The organism is Methylobacterium sp. WL120 (genome assembly GCF_008039465.1).
GTDB lineage: Bacteria > Pseudomonadota > Alphaproteobacteria > Rhizobiales > Beijerinckiaceae > Methylobacterium > Methylobacterium cerastii.
Map to the genome: position 1 here is coordinate 13,055 of NZ_VRUT01000012.1, position 18,154 is coordinate 31,208.

The 18,154-nt window shown below is 71.1% G+C and carries 18 protein-coding genes; 4 read left to right on the top strand and 14 right to left on the bottom strand.

The window, feature by feature from the left end; translation table 11 throughout:
- Window positions 1–60: 60 nt before the first annotated feature.
- Complete coding sequence (locus FV229_RS04235; RefSeq protein ID WP_147750787.1) at window positions 61–1,290, bottom strand: hydrolase; 1,230 nt, start codon at window positions 1,288–1,290, stop codon at window positions 61–63.
- Window positions 1,291–1,417: 127 nt separating this feature from the next.
- The gene (gene recQ, locus FV229_RS04240; RefSeq protein WP_147750754.1) at window positions 1,418–3,268 is read right to left on the bottom strand and encodes a DNA helicase RecQ; all 1,851 of its coding nucleotides are present in this window, start codon (window positions 3,266–3,268) and stop codon (window positions 1,418–1,420) included.
- Window positions 3,269–3,348: 80 nt separating this feature from the next.
- Between recQ and FV229_RS04245 the strand changes: the two genes are divergently transcribed.
- On the top strand, window positions 3,349–3,591 hold the full coding sequence (locus tag FV229_RS04245; protein ID WP_147750755.1) for a type II toxin-antitoxin system VapB family antitoxin: 243 nt from the start codon (window positions 3,349–3,351) through the stop codon (window positions 3,589–3,591).
- A complete protein-coding gene (locus tag FV229_RS04250; protein WP_147750756.1) occupies window positions 3,591–3,995 on the top strand; it encodes a type II toxin-antitoxin system VapC family toxin in 405 nt (134 codons plus the stop codon). Before FV229_RS04245 ends, FV229_RS04250 begins: the two co-directional genes overlap by 1 nt.
- 20 nt (window positions 3,996–4,015) lie before the next feature.
- Here FV229_RS04250 and recF read toward each other — a convergent pair whose 3' ends face one another.
- From recF to rpsT, 6 genes are all read right to left on the bottom strand, one after another.
- Window positions 4,016–5,146: a DNA replication/repair protein RecF gene (gene recF / locus FV229_RS04255; RefSeq protein WP_147750757.1), complete on the bottom strand. Its 1,131-nt coding sequence runs from the start codon at window positions 5,144–5,146 to the stop codon at window positions 4,016–4,018.
- Complete coding sequence (locus tag FV229_RS04260) at window positions 5,139–5,435, bottom strand: type II toxin-antitoxin system RelE/ParE family toxin (RefSeq protein ID WP_147750758.1); 297 nt, start codon at window positions 5,433–5,435, stop codon at window positions 5,139–5,141. Before FV229_RS04260 ends, recF begins: the two co-directional genes overlap by 8 nt.
- The gene (locus tag FV229_RS04265) at window positions 5,432–5,683 is read right to left on the bottom strand and encodes a type II toxin-antitoxin system ParD family antitoxin (RefSeq protein WP_147750759.1); all 252 of its coding nucleotides are present in this window, start codon (window positions 5,681–5,683) and stop codon (window positions 5,432–5,434) included. The genes FV229_RS04260 and FV229_RS04265 overlap by 4 nt, the downstream gene beginning before the upstream one ends.
- A gap of 53 nt (window positions 5,684–5,736) precedes the next feature.
- Window positions 5,737–6,855, bottom strand: a complete 1,119-nt coding sequence (gene dnaN, locus FV229_RS04270; RefSeq protein WP_147750760.1) for a DNA polymerase III subunit beta — start codon at window positions 6,853–6,855, stop codon at window positions 5,737–5,739.
- 186 nt (window positions 6,856–7,041) lie between these two features.
- Entirely contained in the window at window positions 7,042–8,529 is a 1,488-nt protein-coding gene (dnaA, locus tag FV229_RS04275; RefSeq protein WP_147750761.1) for a chromosomal replication initiator protein DnaA, read from the bottom strand.
- Window positions 8,530–9,493: 964 nt separating this feature from the next.
- The gene (gene rpsT, locus FV229_RS04280; RefSeq protein WP_147750762.1) at window positions 9,494–9,766 is read right to left on the bottom strand and encodes a 30S ribosomal protein S20; all 273 of its coding nucleotides are present in this window, start codon (window positions 9,764–9,766) and stop codon (window positions 9,494–9,496) included.
- A 306-nt stretch (window positions 9,767–10,072) separates the two neighbouring features.
- On the opposite strand from rpsT, the gene speB reads away from it, so the two are divergent.
- A complete protein-coding gene (speB, locus tag FV229_RS04285) occupies window positions 10,073–11,041 on the top strand; it encodes an agmatinase (protein WP_147750788.1) in 969 nt (322 codons plus the stop codon).
- On the opposite strand, the gene FV229_RS04290 is transcribed toward speB, so the two are convergent.
- The 5 genes from FV229_RS04290 to FV229_RS04310 all read right to left on the bottom strand — a co-directional run bounded on the left by FV229_RS04290 (window position 11,020) and on the right by FV229_RS04310 (window position 16,443).
- Window positions 11,020–12,060: an aldose epimerase family protein gene (locus FV229_RS04290; RefSeq protein ID WP_147750763.1), complete on the bottom strand. Its 1,041-nt coding sequence runs from the start codon at window positions 12,058–12,060 to the stop codon at window positions 11,020–11,022. The genes speB and FV229_RS04290 overlap by 22 nt on opposite strands.
- A 270-nt stretch (window positions 12,061–12,330) precedes the next feature.
- Entirely contained in the window at window positions 12,331–12,807 is a 477-nt protein-coding gene (locus FV229_RS04295; protein ID WP_147750764.1) for a BLUF domain-containing protein, read from the bottom strand.
- 158 nt (window positions 12,808–12,965) lie between these two features.
- Window positions 12,966–13,376 (bottom strand): BLUF domain-containing protein, encoded by a 411-nt coding sequence (locus FV229_RS04300; RefSeq protein WP_147750765.1) that lies wholly within the window; start codon window positions 13,374–13,376, stop codon window positions 12,966–12,968.
- A 103-nt stretch (window positions 13,377–13,479) separates the two neighbouring features.
- The gene (locus tag FV229_RS04305; protein ID WP_147750766.1) at window positions 13,480–14,373 is read right to left on the bottom strand and encodes a cobalamin B12-binding domain-containing protein; all 894 of its coding nucleotides are present in this window, start codon (window positions 14,371–14,373) and stop codon (window positions 13,480–13,482) included.
- Between the two features lie 297 nt (window positions 14,374–14,670).
- Window positions 14,671–16,443: an ABC transporter ATP-binding protein gene (locus FV229_RS04310; protein ID WP_147750767.1), complete on the bottom strand. Its 1,773-nt coding sequence runs from the start codon at window positions 16,441–16,443 to the stop codon at window positions 14,671–14,673.
- A 263-nt stretch (window positions 16,444–16,706) separates the two neighbouring features.
- On the opposite strand from FV229_RS04310, the gene FV229_RS04315 reads away from it, so the two are divergent.
- On the top strand, window positions 16,707–17,651 hold the full coding sequence (locus tag FV229_RS04315) for a metal ABC transporter substrate-binding protein (RefSeq protein WP_147750768.1): 945 nt from the start codon (window positions 16,707–16,709) through the stop codon (window positions 17,649–17,651).
- A 3-nt stretch (window positions 17,652–17,654) separates the two neighbouring features.
- Here FV229_RS04315 and FV229_RS04320 read toward each other — a convergent pair whose 3' ends face one another.
- Window positions 17,655–17,882 carry a hypothetical protein gene (locus tag FV229_RS04320; protein ID WP_147750769.1) on the bottom strand — a complete coding sequence of 76 codons (228 nt, stop codon included), beginning with the start codon at window positions 17,880–17,882 and terminating at the stop codon, window positions 17,655–17,657.
- Window positions 17,883–18,154: the final 272 nt, after the last annotated feature.

Consider the following 18,154-nt stretch of genomic DNA (forward strand, 5'->3'; position numbering starts at 1 on the left):
CGCCCGCCCTGGCAACATTCGATCGCGCGTCCGGGCGGGACCGTACCGGGGTCGAAGCGCTCAGGCCCGGGCCGGCGCGTCCGCGTCGGCCTCGGATGCGCTTCCGGGCTTCGCCCTGCGGCGGCGGTCGATCGCCGCGTGCACCGGTTCCGCGCCCGAGACGAGGGCGACGTAGTCGAACCCCTCCGTGTCCAGGCTCGACATCAACAACTGGAAGTGCATCTGGAACAAATTGAAGCGCCGCCCCCGGATCAAGCGGTCCTCGATCAGGTCTTCGAGGCGGACGTAGCGCGTCGCCGGGCGCGTCCGGTCTGGGGAGGGCACGTCGGAGGCGGTGAGCGGATCGCGCAGGTGGATCGACAGCCAGTCCCAGGGGGCGCGCACGTCGAGCCAGCGGATGTGGTCGGCGGCGGCGAACCGCGCGAGCGCCGCCCGGAACGCCACGGCCGGCCGGTCGAGGGCGATCCAGGGAATCACGCTGCCGAGCGTCACGAACGAGACCGGGGTGTCGCGGGTGCCGAAGGCCGGGTCGGCCGTCAGGATGCGGTCGAGCACCTCGATTCCGAGGAAGCTCGAGGAGGAATGGCCGACCACCACGATCTCGTCGGCCGTCCCCTCCGCGGCGGCGATGCGCGCGGCCATCGCGTCGAGGCGGTCGGGCATCCGCGGCTCGCGTCCCGCCGCGTGGTCGTGGGTGAAGGCTGTGTCGTCGACGAGGTGGGCGCAGTAGAACGGCTTGCCGCGGGTGAGCGCCATGATGCCGGCCAGGATCGCGTAGGCCGCGACCGGCACCGCGAGCCATGACCAGGGCCGCCAGCCCGCCGGCAGCGCCGACGGCAGGAGGGCGCCGAGCGCGAGGCTCACGGCGACGAACAGCAGGAACAGGTACTGGACCCCGAAGATCACCATGGCGAAGCTGCGCGCCTCGCGGCGCAGGCGGCGCGCGTAGCCCGAGCGCCGAAGCCGCCACAGCAGGGCCGGCACCGTGCCCAGGCGCCGCCAGTTGGCGCGCGGGAAGCGGGCGCGGACGATGTCGTCCCAGCGCAGCAGGCCGTAGCGCGTGCGGGTGGCGCCGGATTGCACGGTCCAGTCGAGGCTCAGGCGGTCGGCGCTGCGCGACGGTTCGCTGACCGCGATGTCGACACCGCGGCGCGCCGCCGTCAGCCGGCTCTCGCGGCGGAAGAGGCCCCAGTAGGTCTCCGGTTGGCGCGGGTCGAAGCCGGGCAGGTAGAAGACCTGGCGCGTGGTCGTGCCCGGCCGATCGGTTGCGGGCCGCTCGACCGTGGGCAGGTCGGCCGCGGCCGTGTCGTTGGACTGGGGAATGACGACACGTTCCGGCGCTGGTGCTGGCAAGGGATTCCGGCTCCCTACACGACGGCGCGGCCCCGAGACGAGCGAAAAGACCGATTCCCGCCGCTCACGCGGCCGGGGGATGCGCCAGGAACTCGGCGATGGCCGCGACGAACCGGTCGCCGTAGGCCTCGCGCTTGCGCTCGCCGACGCCGTGGACGGTGCGCAGCGCGTAGAGGTCCACCGGCTTGCCCTTGGCCATCTCGATCAGCGTCCGGTCGGGAAACACCATGAAGGCGGCGATGTTCTCCGTGCGCGCGATCGTGGCGCGCAGGCCCCGGAGGTGCTGGAACAGGGCCTCGTCGGCGGGGCTCAGGTCGTCCGAGCCTGCGTCGCGCACGGCGCCCGCGCGGCGGCGCTCGCGCGGCTCGGCGGATTTCGGCTCCGGGTCGGGGCGGAGTTCCACGGGCTCGCGGCCGAACAGGATCGCCTCGCCCTTGTCGGTCATGGTGAGGCCGCCGTAGCCGTCGCCGTTCTCGGCCACCGCGCCGGCCGCGAAGAGCTGGCGCAGGATCGCCCGCCAGGCGGCGACCGGCTTGTCGGCGCCGACGCCGAAGGTCTTGAGCTGCTCGTGGCCGTTGCGGCGGATCGGCTCGCTCGCCTTGCCGTGGACGACGTCGCAGACGTAGGCCGCGCCGTAGCGCTGCCCGGTGCGCACGATCGCCGAGAGGATCTTCTGGGCCGAGACCGTGCCGTCGACCAGCGTGACGCCGCCGCGGCAGAGGTCGCACCGGCCGCAATGGCCGCTGGCCTCGTCGAAGTAGGCGAGCAGCGACTGCCGGCGGCAGGCCGCGCCCTCGCACAGCGAGATCATGGCCTCGAGCTTGCGCCGCTCGACGCGGCGGCGCTCGTCCGGCACCTCCTTCTCGTCGATCTGGCGGCGGCGCAGCGCCATGTCGTCGAGGCCGTAGAGGGTCAGGGTGTCGGCGGGCAGCCCGTCGCGGCCGGCCCGGCCGATCTCCTGGTAGTAGCCCTCGACGTTGCCCGGCATGTCGGCGTGGCAGACGAAGCGCACGTCCGGCTTGTTGATGCCCATCCCGAAGGCCACCGTCGCGGTCATCACGACGCCGTCCTCCTGCAGGAAGGTGTCCTGGTTGCGCATCCGCGTGCCCTGGTCGAGGCCGGCATGGTAGGCCAGCGCGTTGAAGCCGTCCTTCTTCAGGCTCTCGGCCAGCTGCTCGGTGCGCTTGCGCGACGAGCAGTAGATGATCCCGCTCTCGGAGCGGCGGTGCTTGAGGAAGCGCTCGATCTGCCGGGTCGGGTTGTCTTTGGCGGCGAAGGTCAGGCCGATGTTCGGCCGGTCGAAGGAGTGCACGAAGGTCCTGAGGTCGCGCCCTTCCGGAAACAGCCGCTCGGCGATCTCGGCCCGCGTCGCCTTGTCGGCGGTCGCCGTCAGCGCCACGGTCTGGACGTCGCCGAGCGCCTCGCGCGCCCGCGACAGGGCGCGATATTCCGGGCGGAAGTCGTGGCCCCATTGCGAGACGCAATGCGCCTCGTCGACCGCGAGCCGGCGGACGCCGGCGCCGCGCAGCGCGTCCATGCAGCCGTCCATCAGCAGCCGCTCGGGCGAGACGAAGAGCAGGCGCAGCTCGTTCGCGCGGATCATCCGCCAGGTCTCGCGCGAGACGGATTCGGCCACCGACGAGTTGAGCGTCGCGGCCGCGACCCCGAAGCCGCGCATCTGCTGCACCTGGTCGTGCATCAGCGCGATCAGCGGCGAGACCACGACGGTGAGCGAATCCTCGACCAGCGCCGGCAACTGGTAGGTCATCGACTTGCCCGAGCCCGTCGGCATCACCGCGAACACGTCCGCCCCGGACAGCACCGCCTCGATCACCTCGTCCTGGCCAGGGCGGAAGTCGTCGTAGCCGAAGGTGGTCTTGAGGGCGCGCCGCGCGTCGTGGAGTCGTGAGGTCATGCCTGTCCCAGGTGCGGCGGCCGCTTGCCGGAGGGTTGTGTATACACTAGCGTTCACGCGTCTACACGGAGGCGAGGGCGATGCCCCTAAATATCCGAAGCGAAGAAGTGAACCGGTTGGCGGAGACGCTGGCCTCGGCCGCACGCGTCAGCAAGACGGAAGCCGTGCGTATGGCGCTCGCCAACGAGTTGCAACGGCGCGATGCGTCGCTGACCGCGTTCCTAGACGGGATCAAGCTGATCCAGGATCGCATCGCGGCCCATCCGCAAACCGGGCTGGAGGCCGACAAGGCGTTCTTCGACGCGTTGAACGGCGAGCCCTGATGTTCGTCGACGCCTCGGCGATCGTCGCGATCCTCGCCGGCGAGCCCGGGAACGCGTCACTGGCGCGGGCCATCAAAGCGGCGCGCGATCCGATCACGTCCGCGCTGGCCATCTTCGAGACCGCGAGCGCGCTCGCCCGGAAGAACGCGATGACGGTCGAGGCCGCCGAGACGGAGACCTACGCCTTCCTGGCGCTGGCGGGCATCCGGATCGTCGGCCTCGGCGACGCGGAAGTGCGCGACGCGCTCGCCGCCTATGCCCGCTTCGGCAAGGGCCGGGGCCACCCGGCCCGGCTGAACATGGGCGACTGCTTCGCCTATGCCTGCGCGCGCGTCCACGACGTGCCGCTCCTCTTCGTCGGCGACGACTTCCCGCAGACCGACATCCACTCGGCGGCAGGCTGAGGCGAAGTGGCCCGAGGCGATTACCCGATCCGCATGATTTCGGCGGCCTCGCCGAGGCCGTCGAACATCGCCGGGTCGGCGCCCGTCATGAACACCTGCCCGGGCAGCGCGTCGAGCGCCTCGAACAGGCCGGCGCGGCGGCGCGGGTCGAGGTGGGCGGCGACCTCGTCGAGGAGGATCAGCGGCGCGATCCCGCTCATCGCCCGCACCAGCCGGGCGTGGGCCAGCACGAGGCCGATCAGCAGCGCCTTCTGCTCGCCGGTCGAGGCGGTCGCGGCGGGCACGTCCTTGGGGCCGTGGCGGACGACGAGATCGCTGGTCTGCGGGCCGGAGAGCGTGCGCCCGGCGGCCCGGTCGCGCGCGCGGCCGCGGGCGAGCGCAAGGCGGAAGCGGTCTTCCGCCTCCAACGCCGGCCACACCGCCACGAGGTCGTCGAGGTCGCCCTCCAGGCGCAGGGCCGCCCAGGGAAACGGCTGCGCGTCGTCGCGGGTCTCGTGGATCAGCCGGTCGAGGCGCTCGGTGGTCTCGCGCCGGGCCAGCGCCACGGCGACGCCGAGCTCGGCGACCTCGCGCTCGATCGCGTCGAGCCAGCGGCCGTCGTTCGAGCGTTCTTCCAACAGCCGGTTGCGCGAGCGCAGCGCCCGCTCCATCGCCGAGACGCGGGCGCCGTGGCCGGAATCGACGGCGAGGACGAGGCGGTCGAGGAAGCGGCGGCGGTCGCCGCCGGGCCCGCGGAACAGCCCGTCGAGGTCCGGCGTCAGCCAGACCACGCGCACGAACTCCGAGAAGGCGACGGGGGAGGGCGCGCCGGCCCCGTCGACCCGGCAGAGCCGGCTGGTGCGCCCGTCGAAGCCCGGCGGCTCGCAGCCCGTGCCGAGGCGATGCTCGGCGCCGTCGCGCGCCAGCGTCACCGAGACGGCGAACCCGCCGGGACCGTCCTTGCGCGCCATCGTGGCGAACTCGGCCCGCCGGAGCCCGCGCCCGGGGGCGAACAGCGAGACCGCCTCCAGGATGTTGGTCTTGCCCGCCCCGTTCTCGCCGACGAGCGCGACGAAGCGCGACGACAGCGGCAGGTCGAGGTCGGCGTGGTTGCGGAAGTCGCGGACGGTCAGGCGGGTGAGGCGCTGGGCATCCGCATCGAGCTCACTCATGCGACCAAGTCTGGGAGCGATCACGCGCACCGTGCAGCACGCGGTCGATCAGCACACGCTCGTCGTGCACGCGGTGGAGGATGATGTAGGCCCGGAACACGAGGATGCGGACGTCCGGTGCGATGTCGGGGGCAGGGCGCCCCTGCATCGGGTGGCGCGCCAACGATTGGCAGCGGCTTCGCAGCTCCGAGACGAAGCCGACCGCCCGTTTCGGATTGTCGGCCGCGATGAAGTCTGCGATCTCGCGAAGGTCTGCCCGAGCCTGCCGCGAAACGACGACGGATCTCAAGCGCCGGCCTTCACCCGCGTGGCCGCGTCGTCCGCGAGGCTATCGAGGAGGGCGTCGATCGGCTCGTAGTCGCCGCTCGCAACGCCCTCGTTCCAGGCCTCGCGCAGGTCCGACAGTCGCGCCTCCCGGGCGTGCAAGAGGCGCAGCCCTTCCCTAACGGCGCGATCGGCCGACGGATAACGGCCATCCGCCACCAGACCGTCCACGAAGGCGGCCTCGGCGGGATCGAGAACGATGGGCTTGGTCATGGGGCGCACCTCGGCGCAGCCAGTGTACCCGGCGGCCGTGCCGGTGGCGAGCCTCACACCCGCATCGGCATCAGCACGTAGAGCGCGGAGGCGCCCTCGCGGTCCTGGATCAGGGTCGGCGAGCCCGGGTCGGCGAGCTTGAACAGGGCGGTGTCGCCCTCGAGCTGGCCGGTGATGTCGAGGAGGTAGCGGGCGTTGAAGCCGATATCGAGGCCGGCGGCCTCGTAGTCGACGTCGAGCTCCTCGGTGGCGCTGCCCGAATCCGGGTTGTTGACCGAGAGCGAGAGGCGCCCTTCCTGCAGGCCGAGCTTCACCGCGCGGCCACGCTCCGACGAGATCGTCGAGACCCGGTCGACGGCGCGCGCGAAGGCGTCGCGCTCCACCGTGAGGCGCTTGTCGTTCCCGGCCGGGATCACGCGCTGGTAGTCGGGGAAGGTGCCGTCGATCAGCTTCGAGATCAGCGTCACGCCCGAAGCGAAGCGCAGGCGGATCTTGGCCGGCGACAGGTCGATCGCGACGCTGTCGCCGCCGTCGTCGACGAGCTTCTGAATCTCGGCGACCGCCTTCCGGGGCACGATGATGCCCGGCATGCCGGCGCTGCCCTCCGGCGCGTCGATCTCGACGCGGGCGAGCCGGTGGCCGTCGGTGGCCACCGCGCGGAGCTTCAGCCCCTCGGACTCGATGGTGTGGAGGTAGATGCCGTTGAGGTAGTAGCGCGTCTCCTCGGTGGAGATCGCGAACTGGGTCTTCTCGATCAGCCGCTTGAGGTCGGACGCCCCTATGTGGAAGCTGTGCGGCAGCTCGCCCGCGGCGAGGTCCGGGAAGTCGCCCTCGGGCAGCGCGCCGAGCGCGAAGCGCGAGCGGCCGGAGCGGATCGTCATCTGGCCGGATTCGCCGCCGGTCTCCAGCGAGACCTGCGCCCCCTCGGGCAGCTTGCGCACGATGTCGTAGATGACGTGCGCCGGCACGGTGGTGGCGCCGGGATCGCTGACGTCGGCCGGCACGGTCTCGGTCACCTCGATGTCGAGGTCGGTCGCCCGCAGCTGCAGGCCGCCGTCGGTGGCGCGCAGCAGCACGTTCGACAGGATCGGGATCGTGTTGCGCCGCTCCACGACGCGGTGCACGTGGCCGAGCGACCGTAGGAGGGCCGCACGCTCGACAGTGACTCTCATCGCAGTACTCTGAATGCTCGAAGGACCGTGCTCGAACGCCGCCGCGGCCGGCGGGTTCGGAGTTTGGCCGTTCAGCTTGGCGAAGGGGCGCCGCGAAGGCAAGGGCGCGATTCGTCCCCGCACAGGGTATGGGCGGGCGCTCGGCCCGCCCCCGTGCCGTCCTCCCCGCCGGGGGAGGAGGCGCGATCAATCCTGGAGCATGCGCTTCAGGAGCTCGACCTCGTCGCCGAGCACCGTGTCCTCGCCGATCAGCTTCTCGATCTTGCGCACGGCGTGGAGCACCGTGGTGTGGTCGCGGCCTCCGAAGCGGCGGCCGATCTCGGGGAGCGAGCGCAGCGTCAGCACCTTCGACAGGTACATCGCGATCTGGCGCGGCTTCACCACGGCGGCGGTGCGGCGCTCGCTGAGGATGTCGGAGCGCGAGACGTTGTAGCGCGAGGCGACGAGCTTCTGGATGTCCTCGATCTTGATCCGCTTGGGCTCGCGGTTCTTCACGAGGTCGCGGATCGCGGTCTCGGCGGTCTCCATGGTCACGGCGGTGCCGGTGAGCGTGGCGTGGGCCAGCAACCGGTTCACGGCGCCTTCGAGGTCGCGGCCGTTGGCCGTGATCGCGCGCGCCACGTAGGTCGCCACCGCCGGCGAGACCTCGAAGCTCGGATGCGCCACCCGCACCGCCGCGAGCCGGGCGGAGAGGATCGAGGCGCGCAGCTGCTCGTCGAGCATCCCGATCTCGACCACGAGGCCGCCGGCGAGCCGCGAGCGGACGCGCTCGTCCAGGGCCTCGAGCTCCGTCGGCGGCCGGTCGGAGGCGACGACGACCTGGCGGCCGGCATCGATCAGCGCGTTGATGGTGTGGCCGAACTCGGCCTGGATCGACTTGCCCTGGATGAACTGCACGTCGTCGAGGATCAGCAGGTCGATGCCGCGCAGGCGCTCCTTGAAGGCCAGCGCGTTCTGCGTCTTCAGGGCGTTGACGAAGCCGTACATGAAGCGGTCGGCGGTGAGGTAGATCACCCGACGGCCGGCCTCGCGGGCGGCGTGGCCGATGCCGTGCAGCAGGTGGGTCTTCCCGAGGCCGACGCCGGCATGGAAGTACAGCGGATTGTAGAGCGCGCCCTCGCCGTCGTGGCGGGCGACGCGGTCGGCGGCGGCATGCGCCAGGGAATTCGAGCGGCCGAGCAGGAAGTTCGCGAAGGTCAGGCGGGCGTCGAGCGGCGCGCCGTTCAGCTCGCCGGCGATCTCGGCGCGCATGTCGGGGGCCGGCGTCGTCGGCATCGGCGCGGGCATGCCGGCGGCGTGGAGGCGGGCCAGCGGACCGCTGGTCGGGCCGGGCTTCGGGGCGCCCGGCGCCACCGGGCGGACCGGGGCGGTGGTGCCGCGCACGCCGACCTCGATGCGGCCGACCTCTTCGACCTCGGCCTTGAAGGTGTTCAGCACCCGATCGAGGTAGTGCGATTCGATCCAGCTCTTGAGGAACCGGGTCGGCACGGTGAGGCGGGCGGTGCCGCCCACGACGCAATCCAGCTCCAGGCGGGCGAACCAGCTCGCGAACACGTCCTCGCCGAGCTCGGCCCGCAGGCGGCGCTTCACGCGACCCCAGGCCGCCGCAGCCTCCGCGACCCCGTTTGCTCCGCCGCTTCCGCCGCCGCCCGACACGCTCTCGTCGACATGCATCACTGACACTCTCCTCGCACCGAGGACGGGAGACCCGCCGACGGGGCGTACGCACGCACACTGGAACACCCCGCGAACACGGGCGGGGCGCAAAAATCGGCGGGAGTCAACCCGTCCGACGACGCTGCTGGTCGATTGGGAGAGCCTATCAACAATTACCTACGGTAGTTTTAACAGTGGGACTTGCGGGGAAAGCCTTGATCGGAGCTGCAGCGAGTCGAGCGGAGTCGAGCCGAAGACCGATACCGCTTTGATTCGCCGAACGATTCGGGGTGATGTGGGAGATGCTGTGCCTTTGCTCAGGCGCGGTGAGGTTTTGTTAAGCTACACCTGCCCCGAAGACTCCGCAACGAAATCGATTTTTGGAAATGGGTTAACGCTTCGTCATCGGGCGGGCGCGGACATGGCGCGAACATCGGCGGGGCGTTCGGGGGGTTTTGGCGGGCAATCTCGGGCGCCGATCAGACACCGTCGCCGGACATGTCGGCGCCGTCTCCGCCTCTTCCCGCTTCTACGGGCGGGACCATCGCAGAAGGCGATTTGCTCTTCGGAAACCCGTTGGCAGCACCTCCGTCGTCCCGGGGCCGCGCAGCGGGGCCCGGGATCCAGAACCGCAGGTCGCGCAGTATTTGGCGGCGTCGGTGGTTCGGATTCCGGGCTCGCCTGCGGCGCCCCGGAATGACCGCGCGGTGCCGTCTGCAATGGATCTGAGCCAGGGGCGTGGGCTGGGACGAGTTGCGCGCCCGAGCCTAAGGGGTCACGCACCTCATCCTGTCCTTCTCCCCATGGGAGGAGGAACCCGCGTCGGATCGGCGAGCCCTGTGGCCGACAGACAAGGGAGCGGACGACTCGAACGAGAACCACATCGCGGGCGCGACGCGAACACGAAAAAGCCCGGCGCGAAGGCCGGGCTTTTTCGTAACGGGTTCGGAGGGTTCGTCGGCGGCGCCGACGGCGGTCGCGCTTAGGCGGCGACGGCCAGGGCCTTCACGCGGGCGGCGAGGCGCGAGACCTTGCGCGAGGCGTTGTTCTTGTGAACGATGCCGCTCTGGGCGGCCCGCATGATCTCCGGCTCGGCGGCGCGAAGCGCGGTGAGGGCGTCGGACTGCACGCCCGAAGCGATCGCCTCCTCGACCTTGCGGACGAAGGTACGCATCCGGGAGCGGCGCGAGCGGTTGATCGCCGTGCGCTTGGCGATCTTGCGGGTCATTTTCTTGGCCGACACGGTGTTGGCCATGGGCATCCTCGTATCAAAGGGCGGGGACCTTCGAGCTCGGGGAGCCTCGGATCGGTCTGCGCTGGGTGTGGCGAATGGCGAAGCCGACGACGCGCGCAACCGCACGGGCCCTCGGCAGAGCCGGCTCTATAGCCACGGGACGCCGCGTCGTCAACGCACCTTGATGCACCGGCTTACCCGCGCCGGCTTGATCCCGCCCTGCCGGCCCCGGATGATGCCGGCCGTTCCAGGGAGGGGCCCGGCGTGGCGCACAGGGTGAGCGAGGCCGACGCGGCCCGTATCGCAAGGTTCCGTCCGGCGTCCGGCATGGAGACGCCGCGCTTTGCCGGCGTGGCGAGCTTCATGCGGCTGCCCTGCCGCGATCCGGGCGCGGCCGAGGGCGTCGAGATCGGCCTCGTCGGCATCCCGTTCGACGGGGCGACCACGAACCGGCCGGGCGCGCGCCTCGGACCGCGGGGCGTGCGCGAAGCCTCGACCGGCACGCGGGCGATCAACCATGCCAGCGGGATCGCGCCCTATGCTCTGGCGGCCTGCGCCGACCTCGGCGACGTGCCGGTGAACCCGGTCGATGCCGCCGAGACCTGCCGGCGGATCGAGGCGTTCATGCTCGGGCTCGCCGGCGCCGGCATCGTGCCGCTCTCCGTCGGCGGCGACCACCTCGTCACCTATCCGATCCTCCGGGCGCTGGGGCAGGGGCGCCCGCTCGGGCTCGTGCACATCGACGCCCACAGCGACACCGACGACCACCAGTACGGCGGCACCCGGCTCACCCACGGCACCCCGTTCCGCCGGGCGGTGGAGGACGGCGTGCTCGATCCGCGGCGCTGCGTGCAGGTCGGCATCCGCGGCAGCATGGACGCGGCGGACGAGCGCGACTGGGCCTGCGCCCAGGGCATCCGCGTCGTCACGATGGAGGAGGCAGCCGCCCGCGGGATGCCGGAGGTGGCGGCCGAGGCCCGCGCCGTCGTGGGCGCCGGCCCGACCTATCTCAGCTTCGACATCGACAGCCTCGACCCGGCCTACGCGCCGGGCACCGGCACGCCGGAGATCGGCGGCCTGACCACCCGCGAGGCCCTGGCCCTGCTGCGCAGCCTGCGCGGCCTCGACCTCGTCGGCGCCGACCTCGTGGAGGTGGCCCCGCCGCTGGACCCGTCCGGCCTCACCGCGCTCACCGGCGGCCAGCTCGCCTTCGAGATCCTGTGCCTGCTCGCCGATTCGGTGGCCGCGCGCCGGGCGGCGCGACGGGAATCCGATCAGACGACCGAGAACCGGTAGGTCGTCGTCGAGGCGAAAAGCTCACCCGGACGCAGCACGGCGGACGGGAAGCCGAGGTGGTTCGGCGCGTCGGGGAAGGCTTGCGTCTCGAAGCAGACCGCGTCGCCCGAGCGGTAGGCCCGCCCGCCCGGGCCGACCAGCGTCCCGTCGAGGTTGTTGCCGGTGTAGAGCTGCAGGCCCGGCAGCGTCGTCGCGACGTCGAGGCGGCGCCCGCTCGCCGGCTCGATGCAGGTCGCCGCCGGCCGCAGGCGCCCGTCCGCTCCGGCCAGGACGAAGCAATGGTCGTAGCCCTTGGCGATCACGAGCTGCTTGTCGCCCTCGCGGATGCGCCGGCCCAGCGGCATGCCGGCGCGGAAGTCGAACGCCGTGCCGGCCACCGGCCGCAACGCACCGGTCGGGACCTGCGTCGCGTCGGTCTCCAACACCGCGTCGGCCGCGATCGTGACGACGTGGCCCATCACGTCGCCCGCGCCTTCGCCCGCCAGGTTGAAGTAGCCGTGGTGGGTCAGGTTCAGCACGGTCGGGCGGTCGGTCTGCGCGCGGTAGTCGATCCGCAACGTCCCGTCCTCGGGCAGGCTGTAGGTCACGGTCACGTCGAGGTTGCCCGGAAAGCCCTCCTCGCCGTCGGGCGATCGGCGCGCGAGCGTGAGATGCTTGTCGTCGGCCGACTCCACCCGCCACATCCGCCTGTCGAACCCGCGCGGGCCACCATGCATCGCGTTCGGCGGCTCGTTGGTCGGCAGCGCGTAGGCGTGGCCGTCGATGGCGAAGCGCCCGTTCGCGAGACGGTTGGCGAAGCGCCCGATCAGGCCGCCGAAATGCGGGCTCTTCGTCTCGTAGCCCGCCACCGAGTCGAGCCCGAGCACGACGTTGGCCGCATGGCCCGCCCGGTCGGGCGTCTCGATCGCGGTGACGACGCCGCCGTAATCGAGCACCTGAACGCGAAGCGCGCCGCGCGCGAGGGTGAAGCGGGTCACCGTCTCGCCGTCCGCCGTCGTTCCGAAGGTCTCGCCCGCCATCCCTGGTCCCGACCGTGATCCGCCGCGCCGACCGTCGGCGACACCCTCGAAGACCGAACACCGGACCACGATCCGCCCGAACCGTCGCGGCCTGACCGCCGCGACCGCGGGGCGGCGGCGATGCGCCGGACCTCATGGGTTCCGACCCATGAAGCCCGGTGCAAGCGGAGGCATTCCGACCCGTCGTGCCATCCGGCCGCCTCCGAGGTCGACCGGACGTGGCCGGATCCGTCGCCCTCCAGGCCTGCCGGGAAGCGGACGTGGCCCCGATCAACCTCGACCGATGGGCTCGAGCGAACCCGAACCGAGTTGTTCGAGGATCCGCGTCAGCGCCACGCGGTTGTTCTTGTCGTCCGCGCTTTCGAGGGCGTCCTGCAGCACGAGCCGGATGTCGTCGGCCTCGACCCGCTCCATGTCCCAATCCGGATAGAGGCGCTCTCGTTCCTCCTCGCTCTGGCTCAGCGAAACGATATCGTAGTGGCGCTCGTCTCGATGCAAGGTCGCGATCAATTTCCGTATCTCGGCGGCCGGCCCCTCGATCCACTGGAAGAAAACGCCGCTGCCGAAGACCAGCACGCCGGTAATGCCGTGGGCAAGATTGTTGCGCTTGGCCGCTTCGACGATGCGGGTGACTTCGGCGTCGTCGACGTGTTCCGCGGCACGACTGCAATAGACGAAATGGTACAGAGGGACCAACGTCGCGTCGTCCGACTCGGCGCCGCGCGGAATGCCGTACTCATCGAACATGGGTGAGCTCGCTTCGTTGGCGGCAGGGAGACCGAGGCGTGGATGGGACGCTGGCGGCGCCCGCATCCACCGGACAGCATCGGTTCGATCAGGCTGTCGGCCATCCATCTTTCGAAGAACGCCGAGTCGTTCCCGATGCGCGTCGTTCCCGATGCGCGTTACGCGTCGTCGTATGCGGGTTCGGCGGCGAGCCGCTCGAATATTCTGAGCGCCTGCAGCGGAGTCGCCTGATCGATCGCTCCGTTGGCAACTTCGGCTTGCGACCACATCCAGGAACGGGCCGGATCGTCGCGCATCGCCCAGCCGGGGAATAAACGGTCCGTCACCGGGTGATAGGACAACCGCCGGATCTCCAGATGCCGGTCGTCCCTCAAGATCCGGGCATAGGTGGCATCCAGCACCTCGGCCGAGCCCTCCAGCAACTGCATGTAGACATCCGCCCTGCAAATGAGAGCGCCGGTGATCCCATCGCGCGCGTTGCAACGCCGCGATTGCGATAGGATGCCGTTGAGCATCGCTTGGTCGAACCCGAAAGGGCGTGAGGCATAGATGAGCTGAACGACAGACATTGCTGCTGGATCCTGTCAGGACGTCGGATTGGCAGAGCGATCTACATGCGGTCGTTCGAAAGCTCCGAGGATCCGTGGAAGCCGAGGACGTCGCCCGTCGGCGTCATGGCCTGGGCGAGCGTTCGGCGCCTGCGGACGACAGCAGCCTCTGTGCAAGCAGCACCGCGGTGGGGGCGTCGACCGCCGAGGCGTCGGCGCCGACCCGGGCGACATGTTCGGGCTGCTCAAGGAAGACGGGTCCCCCGACCATGACGCCGATCGAAGGATTGAGCGACGCCCGTCGTACCGCCTGGATCGATGCGGCGAGCTGATCCAGGCGGCTCTCGCAGCTCAGCGTGAGACCCACCACGCCGAACGATTCCGAACCGACGAGATCGGCGATCTCCTCGGGCGTGGAGGCGAGGCCGCTCGCCACGTGCCAGCCGGCCTTCCGCAGGAACTGCTCGACGATCGCCAAGCCGAAGGTGTGGAGCTCGCCGGGTGCTCCCATGAGCAGGATACGGCGCGCGCTGTCGTAGGGCGCCAGGCCTCCGTCCGAGCGGAACGTGGCCAGCAGGAACTGGAGTTGGGCGAGGCCGGCCGTGACCTCGATGAAGTCGCACAGGTCGTCGTCCCACATGCGTCCCAGCAGAGCCGCCGAAGGTGCGAGCAGGTCGAGGAACAGGTCGTCGACGCAGTAACCCTTGGCCGTCAGGGCCGTGAACGCGCTCAGGAGGGCCGCGACGTCGTGCCCGAGGATCAGATCCGTGAAGCCCGCGACCGTTTCCGTATCCAGCTTCGGCAGCACGTCCGACCGGACCTGCCGCTCGCCGCGATCGAGCAGCATCAGCCGGGGGATGATGTCCGTCTGGACGATGCGGCCGAGCGCGAGGGTTCGCTGCCGGGCCTGGTCGACGGATCTTCGCCGCGCATAATCCTCGCGGACATACGCGGCTTCCGCGATCCCCTCCGTGATCAGACCGGCCCACTCACGGTGGGGTGATCCCTGATCCAGCATTGCCTCATCCCCATGGTCCGGGGTTGGCGTCCCCGTTTGTCGTCGACCGTCGTCCGGCGAGTACGGGGTGCAACAGAGACGCAAATGCGCACGTTGTAAAGACGGCGACGGTCCCGGCGCTTGCCGCCGATGGCGGTGGTTTCGGCGGGCTGAAAAGCCTCCGCTCGCCGAGGCGGAGTTCCTCGAACGTTCCCCTGCCGCCGGCCGTGGCCCGAAGCGGACCGACCGCTCCCGACCCGGCTCGGAGGCGTCTCGCGGGTGCCCGCCGTCGGATCTTCACGGCCGGGGCGGGTCGGCTCACGGCACGGTCGCCGGCTCCACGGGATCGTCCGACAGCTGCATCCGGTGCAGGCGGGCGTAGGCGCCGCCCTGCGCGATCAGCGCCTCGTGCCGCCCGGTCTCGACGACGCGGCCGGCCTCCATCACCACGATCAGGTCGGCCTCGCGCACGGTCGAGAGCCGGTGGGCGATCACCAGCGTGGTGCGGCCCTTCATCAGCCGGGTCAGCGCGTCCTGCACCAGGCGCTCGGATTCGGAATCCAGCGCCGAGGTCGCCTCGTCGAGGAGCAGGATCGGCGCGTCCTTGAGGAAGGCGCGGGCGAGCGAGATGCGCTGGCGCTCGCCGCCCGAGAGCCGGCCGCCGGCCGGGCCGACGCGGAACTCGTAGCCCTCGGGCAGGCGCGAGACGAAGCCGTGGGCGGCGGCCGCCTCGGCGGCGGCCATGATCTCGGGCATCGTCGCGCCGGGCCGGCCGAAGCCGATGTTGGCCGCGATGGTGTCGTCGAACAGCACCACCTCCTGCGAGACCACCGCGACGGCGGCGCGCAGCGACGAAAGCGTCACCCCGCGCACGTCCTGCCCGTCGATGGCGACGGTGCCACCGGTGGCGTCGTAGAGCCGCGGCACGAGGTTCAGGAGCGAGGACTTGCCCGAACCGGAGCGGCCGACCAGCGCCGTGGTCGAGCCCGCCGGCACGACGAGGTCGATTCCCTCCAGCGCCGGCGCGTCGGCGCGGTAGCGGAACTGCAGGTTCCGGTAGGCGATCTCGCCGGGGCCGGGCTTGAGCGCCTTGGCGCCCGGCGCCTCGCGGATCGTCGGGGCCTCGTCCATCAGGGCGAAGTAGCGGGTGAGGGCGGCGGCCGCCTCCTGCAGGATCGCGTTGAGGGTGCCGAGCGCGCGGGCCGGCTGGGCGGCGAGCAGCAGGGCGGCGACGTAGCCGGTGAAGTCGCCGACCGTGCGCTCGCCCGCCATCACCCGCTGGCCGACCAGCATCAGCACCGCCGCCACGGCGAAGCCGCCGCCGACCTCGAGCAGCGGGTCGAGGCGACCGCGGGCGTTGGCGGCCTTCATCTTGAGGCGGCGGACCGAATCGAGCGCGTCCGCCGCGCGGCCCTTGAGGTAGCCCTCCATCGCGTAGGTCTTTGCGATGCGCACGCCCTGCAGGCTCTCGGAGATCAGGCTCGCGGTGGCGCCCATCTGCTCCTGGGTGGTGGTGGAGACGCGCCTGAGCTTCTTGCCGATCTTTCCGATCGGCCCGGCGACGAACGGCACGGTGACGGCGGCAACCCCCGTCAGCACCGGATCCATCCAGATCAGCGCGGCGACGAGGCCGACGAGCATCGCGACGTCGCGCAGCAGCACCGTCGAGATGCGGGTCAGAGCCTCCTTGATGAAGGCGAAGTCGGTGGTGAAGCGCTGGGTGAAGGCGGCCGGGCTCTCGCGGCCGAGCTGCGCCAGGTCGGCGTCGATCAGGTGGCCGTAGAGCGCCGCCTGCATGTCGGCCTCGACCCGGGTGACGACGCGGTTGGTCAGCACCGTCTGCCCGAACAGCGCGAAGCCGCGCACCGAGGTGACGACGATGACGATCAGCGGCCCGTAGGCGAGAGCGCCGGAATCCTTCCGGTCGAACGCGTCGAACGCACCCTTGATCAGCGCCGGGTACAGGCCGGTGGACGCGCCGACGAGCGCGATCAGCACCAGCACGACGGCCAGCGTGCCCCGGTGCGGCGACAGCCATTCGCGCCAGAGCCGGCGGAGCAGGGGGATCGTGTCGCCCTTCAGGCGCGCCATCGCGGATTCCGCAATCGTCCCGGCGAAGGGCGCCGGCCCACCGTCGCCCGAGGCGGCGGTGGCGCGGGTGTGCCGCCCTCGGCCCCGCGGATCAAGCGCCGCCTGGCCTCGGCGGGCGTCGCGGGGGCCGGCTCGTCGGTCGGGCCGCCTCCGTGCGGACCTGACCGCGTCCGTGTTTCGGTGGTCCGCCCCGCCCGGCGGCTTGGCGATGTAACACTATGACACTATCAACGCTCACGACCGGCGTGAGGAGCGTGACGACGATGAGGACCTGGACCGCAGCCTGGCGAAGCTTCGCACGCCTCTCGGCCCTGTCGCTGTGCCTGCTCGCCGGGTCGCTCCCGGCCTCCGCGGCGGAGCGCCTGCGGGCGGTGGCGACCTTTTCGATCCTCGGCGACCTCGTGCGGCAGGTCGGCGGCGACGCGGTCGCGGTGACGACGCTGGTCGGACCCGATGCCGACGCCCACGGCTACAGCCCGGCGCCGGGCGATTCGCGCACGCTGGCCGCCGCCGGCATCGTCTTCGTCAACGGCCTCGGCTTCGAAGGCTGGATCGACCGGCTGATCCGCGCCTCGGGCTCGAAGGCCCCCGTGGTCGTCGCCTCGGCCGGCGTCGCCACGATCCCCGGCCGCCACGACCATCGCCACGGCGAGGGCGGCCGCGATGCGGCGGGTGCGGACGCCGACCCGCATGCCTGGCAGAGCGTTCCCAACGCGAAGGTCTACGTCGCCAACATCCGCGACGGGCTGGCGAAGGCCGATCCCGGCCACGCCGCCGACTACGCCCGCAACGCCGAGGCCTACCTCGCCAGGCTCGACGCGCTCGACGCCGAGATCCGCGCCGCGCTCGCCCGGATTCCCGCCGACCACCGCAAGGTCATCACCACGCACGACGCCTTCGGCTACTTCAGCGCCGCCTACGGCCTGACCTTCCTGGCGCCGCAAGGGGTCTCCACCGACAGCGAGGCGAGCCCGCAGGACGTCGCCCGGATCATCCGCCAGGTCCGGCAGGACAAGGTCCCGGCGGTGTTCATCGAGACCATCGCCGACCCGCGCCTGATGCAGCAGGTCGCCCGCGAGAGCGGCGCGCGGATCGGCGACAAGGTCTATTCCGACGCGCTCCCCGGGCCGGGCGGGCCCGCCTCGACCTATCTCGACATGATGCGGAGCAACCTGCGCGCGTTCAGCGCCGCGCTTTCGCCTTCATAAGGCTCAGAGCAGGCCGAGCTGCCCGCCGCCGTCGCCGGCGCTGCGGCGCTTAGGGCCGTTCCCGACCAGCACGCCGGCGCCGGACACCATCGCCTTGAACGCGGCGACGTCGGCATAGGCCTGGACCTGGGTCCGGAAGCGCACGGGCGAGCACACGACGGGCCCGTTGCGGTCGTCGACCAGCGTCCAGAGCCACAGGCCGGTCGCATCCTCGGTGATATCGAACTGCATCGACGCCGCCCCCCGGCAGGTGCTGGATGCCATCCTGGATACGCGAGAAAAAAGCTCGACGGGTAAACGGCTTAGGCCGTTCAAGGCTTTGCCGGCAACGAACCGGCGAATCGGCCCGGTTGTCCCCGCTTTCCTCGGTTTTCACACGGAAGGCGGCCGGCACAGGCGACGAACGGCTTCGTCCTGCGGCCCGTCTAGTCGTGCGCGCGCCGCGTCAGCCAGAACGCCCAGAGGCCGAGCATGAGGCCACAGATCGGGAAGGCGAACATCAA

What these genes read in the sequence shown, in the direction of transcription:
- recQ (WP_147750754.1), bottom strand. Translation starts at nt 3,268, where the DNA reads ATGACCTCACGACTCCACGACGCGCGGCGCGCCCTCAAGACCACCTTC.
- FV229_RS04245 (WP_147750755.1), top strand. Translation starts at nt 3,349, where the DNA reads ATGCCCCTAAATATCCGAAGCGAAGAAGTGAACCGGTTGGCGGAGACG.
- FV229_RS04250 (WP_147750756.1), top strand. Translation starts at nt 3,591, where the DNA reads ATGTTCGTCGACGCCTCGGCGATCGTCGCGATCCTCGCCGGCGAGCCC.
- recF (WP_147750757.1), bottom strand. Translation starts at nt 5,146, where the DNA reads ATGAGTGAGCTCGATGCGGATGCCCAGCGCCTCACCCGCCTGACCGTC.
- FV229_RS04265 (WP_147750759.1), bottom strand. Translation starts at nt 5,683, where the DNA reads ATGACCAAGCCCATCGTTCTCGATCCCGCCGAGGCCGCCTTCGTGGAC.
- dnaN (WP_147750760.1), bottom strand. Translation starts at nt 6,855, where the DNA reads ATGAGAGTCACTGTCGAGCGTGCGGCCCTCCTACGGTCGCTCGGCCAC.
- dnaA (WP_147750761.1), bottom strand. Translation starts at nt 8,529, where the DNA reads ATGCATGTCGACGAGAGCGTGTCGGGCGGCGGCGGAAGCGGCGGAGCA.
- rpsT (WP_147750762.1), bottom strand. Translation starts at nt 9,766, where the DNA reads ATGGCCAACACCGTGTCGGCCAAGAAAATGACCCGCAAGATCGCCAAG.
- speB (WP_147750788.1), top strand. Translation starts at nt 10,073, where the DNA reads ATGGAGACGCCGCGCTTTGCCGGCGTGGCGAGCTTCATGCGGCTGCCC.
- FV229_RS04290 (WP_147750763.1), bottom strand. Translation starts at nt 12,060, where the DNA reads ATGGCGGGCGAGACCTTCGGAACGACGGCGGACGGCGAGACGGTGACC.
- FV229_RS04295 (WP_147750764.1), bottom strand. Translation starts at nt 12,807, where the DNA reads ATGTTCGATGAGTACGGCATTCCGCGCGGCGCCGAGTCGGACGACGCG.
- FV229_RS04300 (WP_147750765.1), bottom strand. Translation starts at nt 13,376, where the DNA reads ATGTCTGTCGTTCAGCTCATCTATGCCTCACGCCCTTTCGGGTTCGAC.
- FV229_RS04305 (WP_147750766.1), bottom strand. Translation starts at nt 14,373, where the DNA reads ATGCTGGATCAGGGATCACCCCACCGTGAGTGGGCCGGTCTGATCACG.
- FV229_RS04310 (WP_147750767.1), bottom strand. Translation starts at nt 16,443, where the DNA reads ATGGCGCGCCTGAAGGGCGACACGATCCCCCTGCTCCGCCGGCTCTGG.
- FV229_RS04315 (WP_147750768.1), top strand. Translation starts at nt 16,707, where the DNA reads ATGAGGACCTGGACCGCAGCCTGGCGAAGCTTCGCACGCCTCTCGGCC.
- FV229_RS04320 (WP_147750769.1), bottom strand. Translation starts at nt 17,882, where the DNA reads ATGCAGTTCGATATCACCGAGGATGCGACCGGCCTGTGGCTCTGGACG.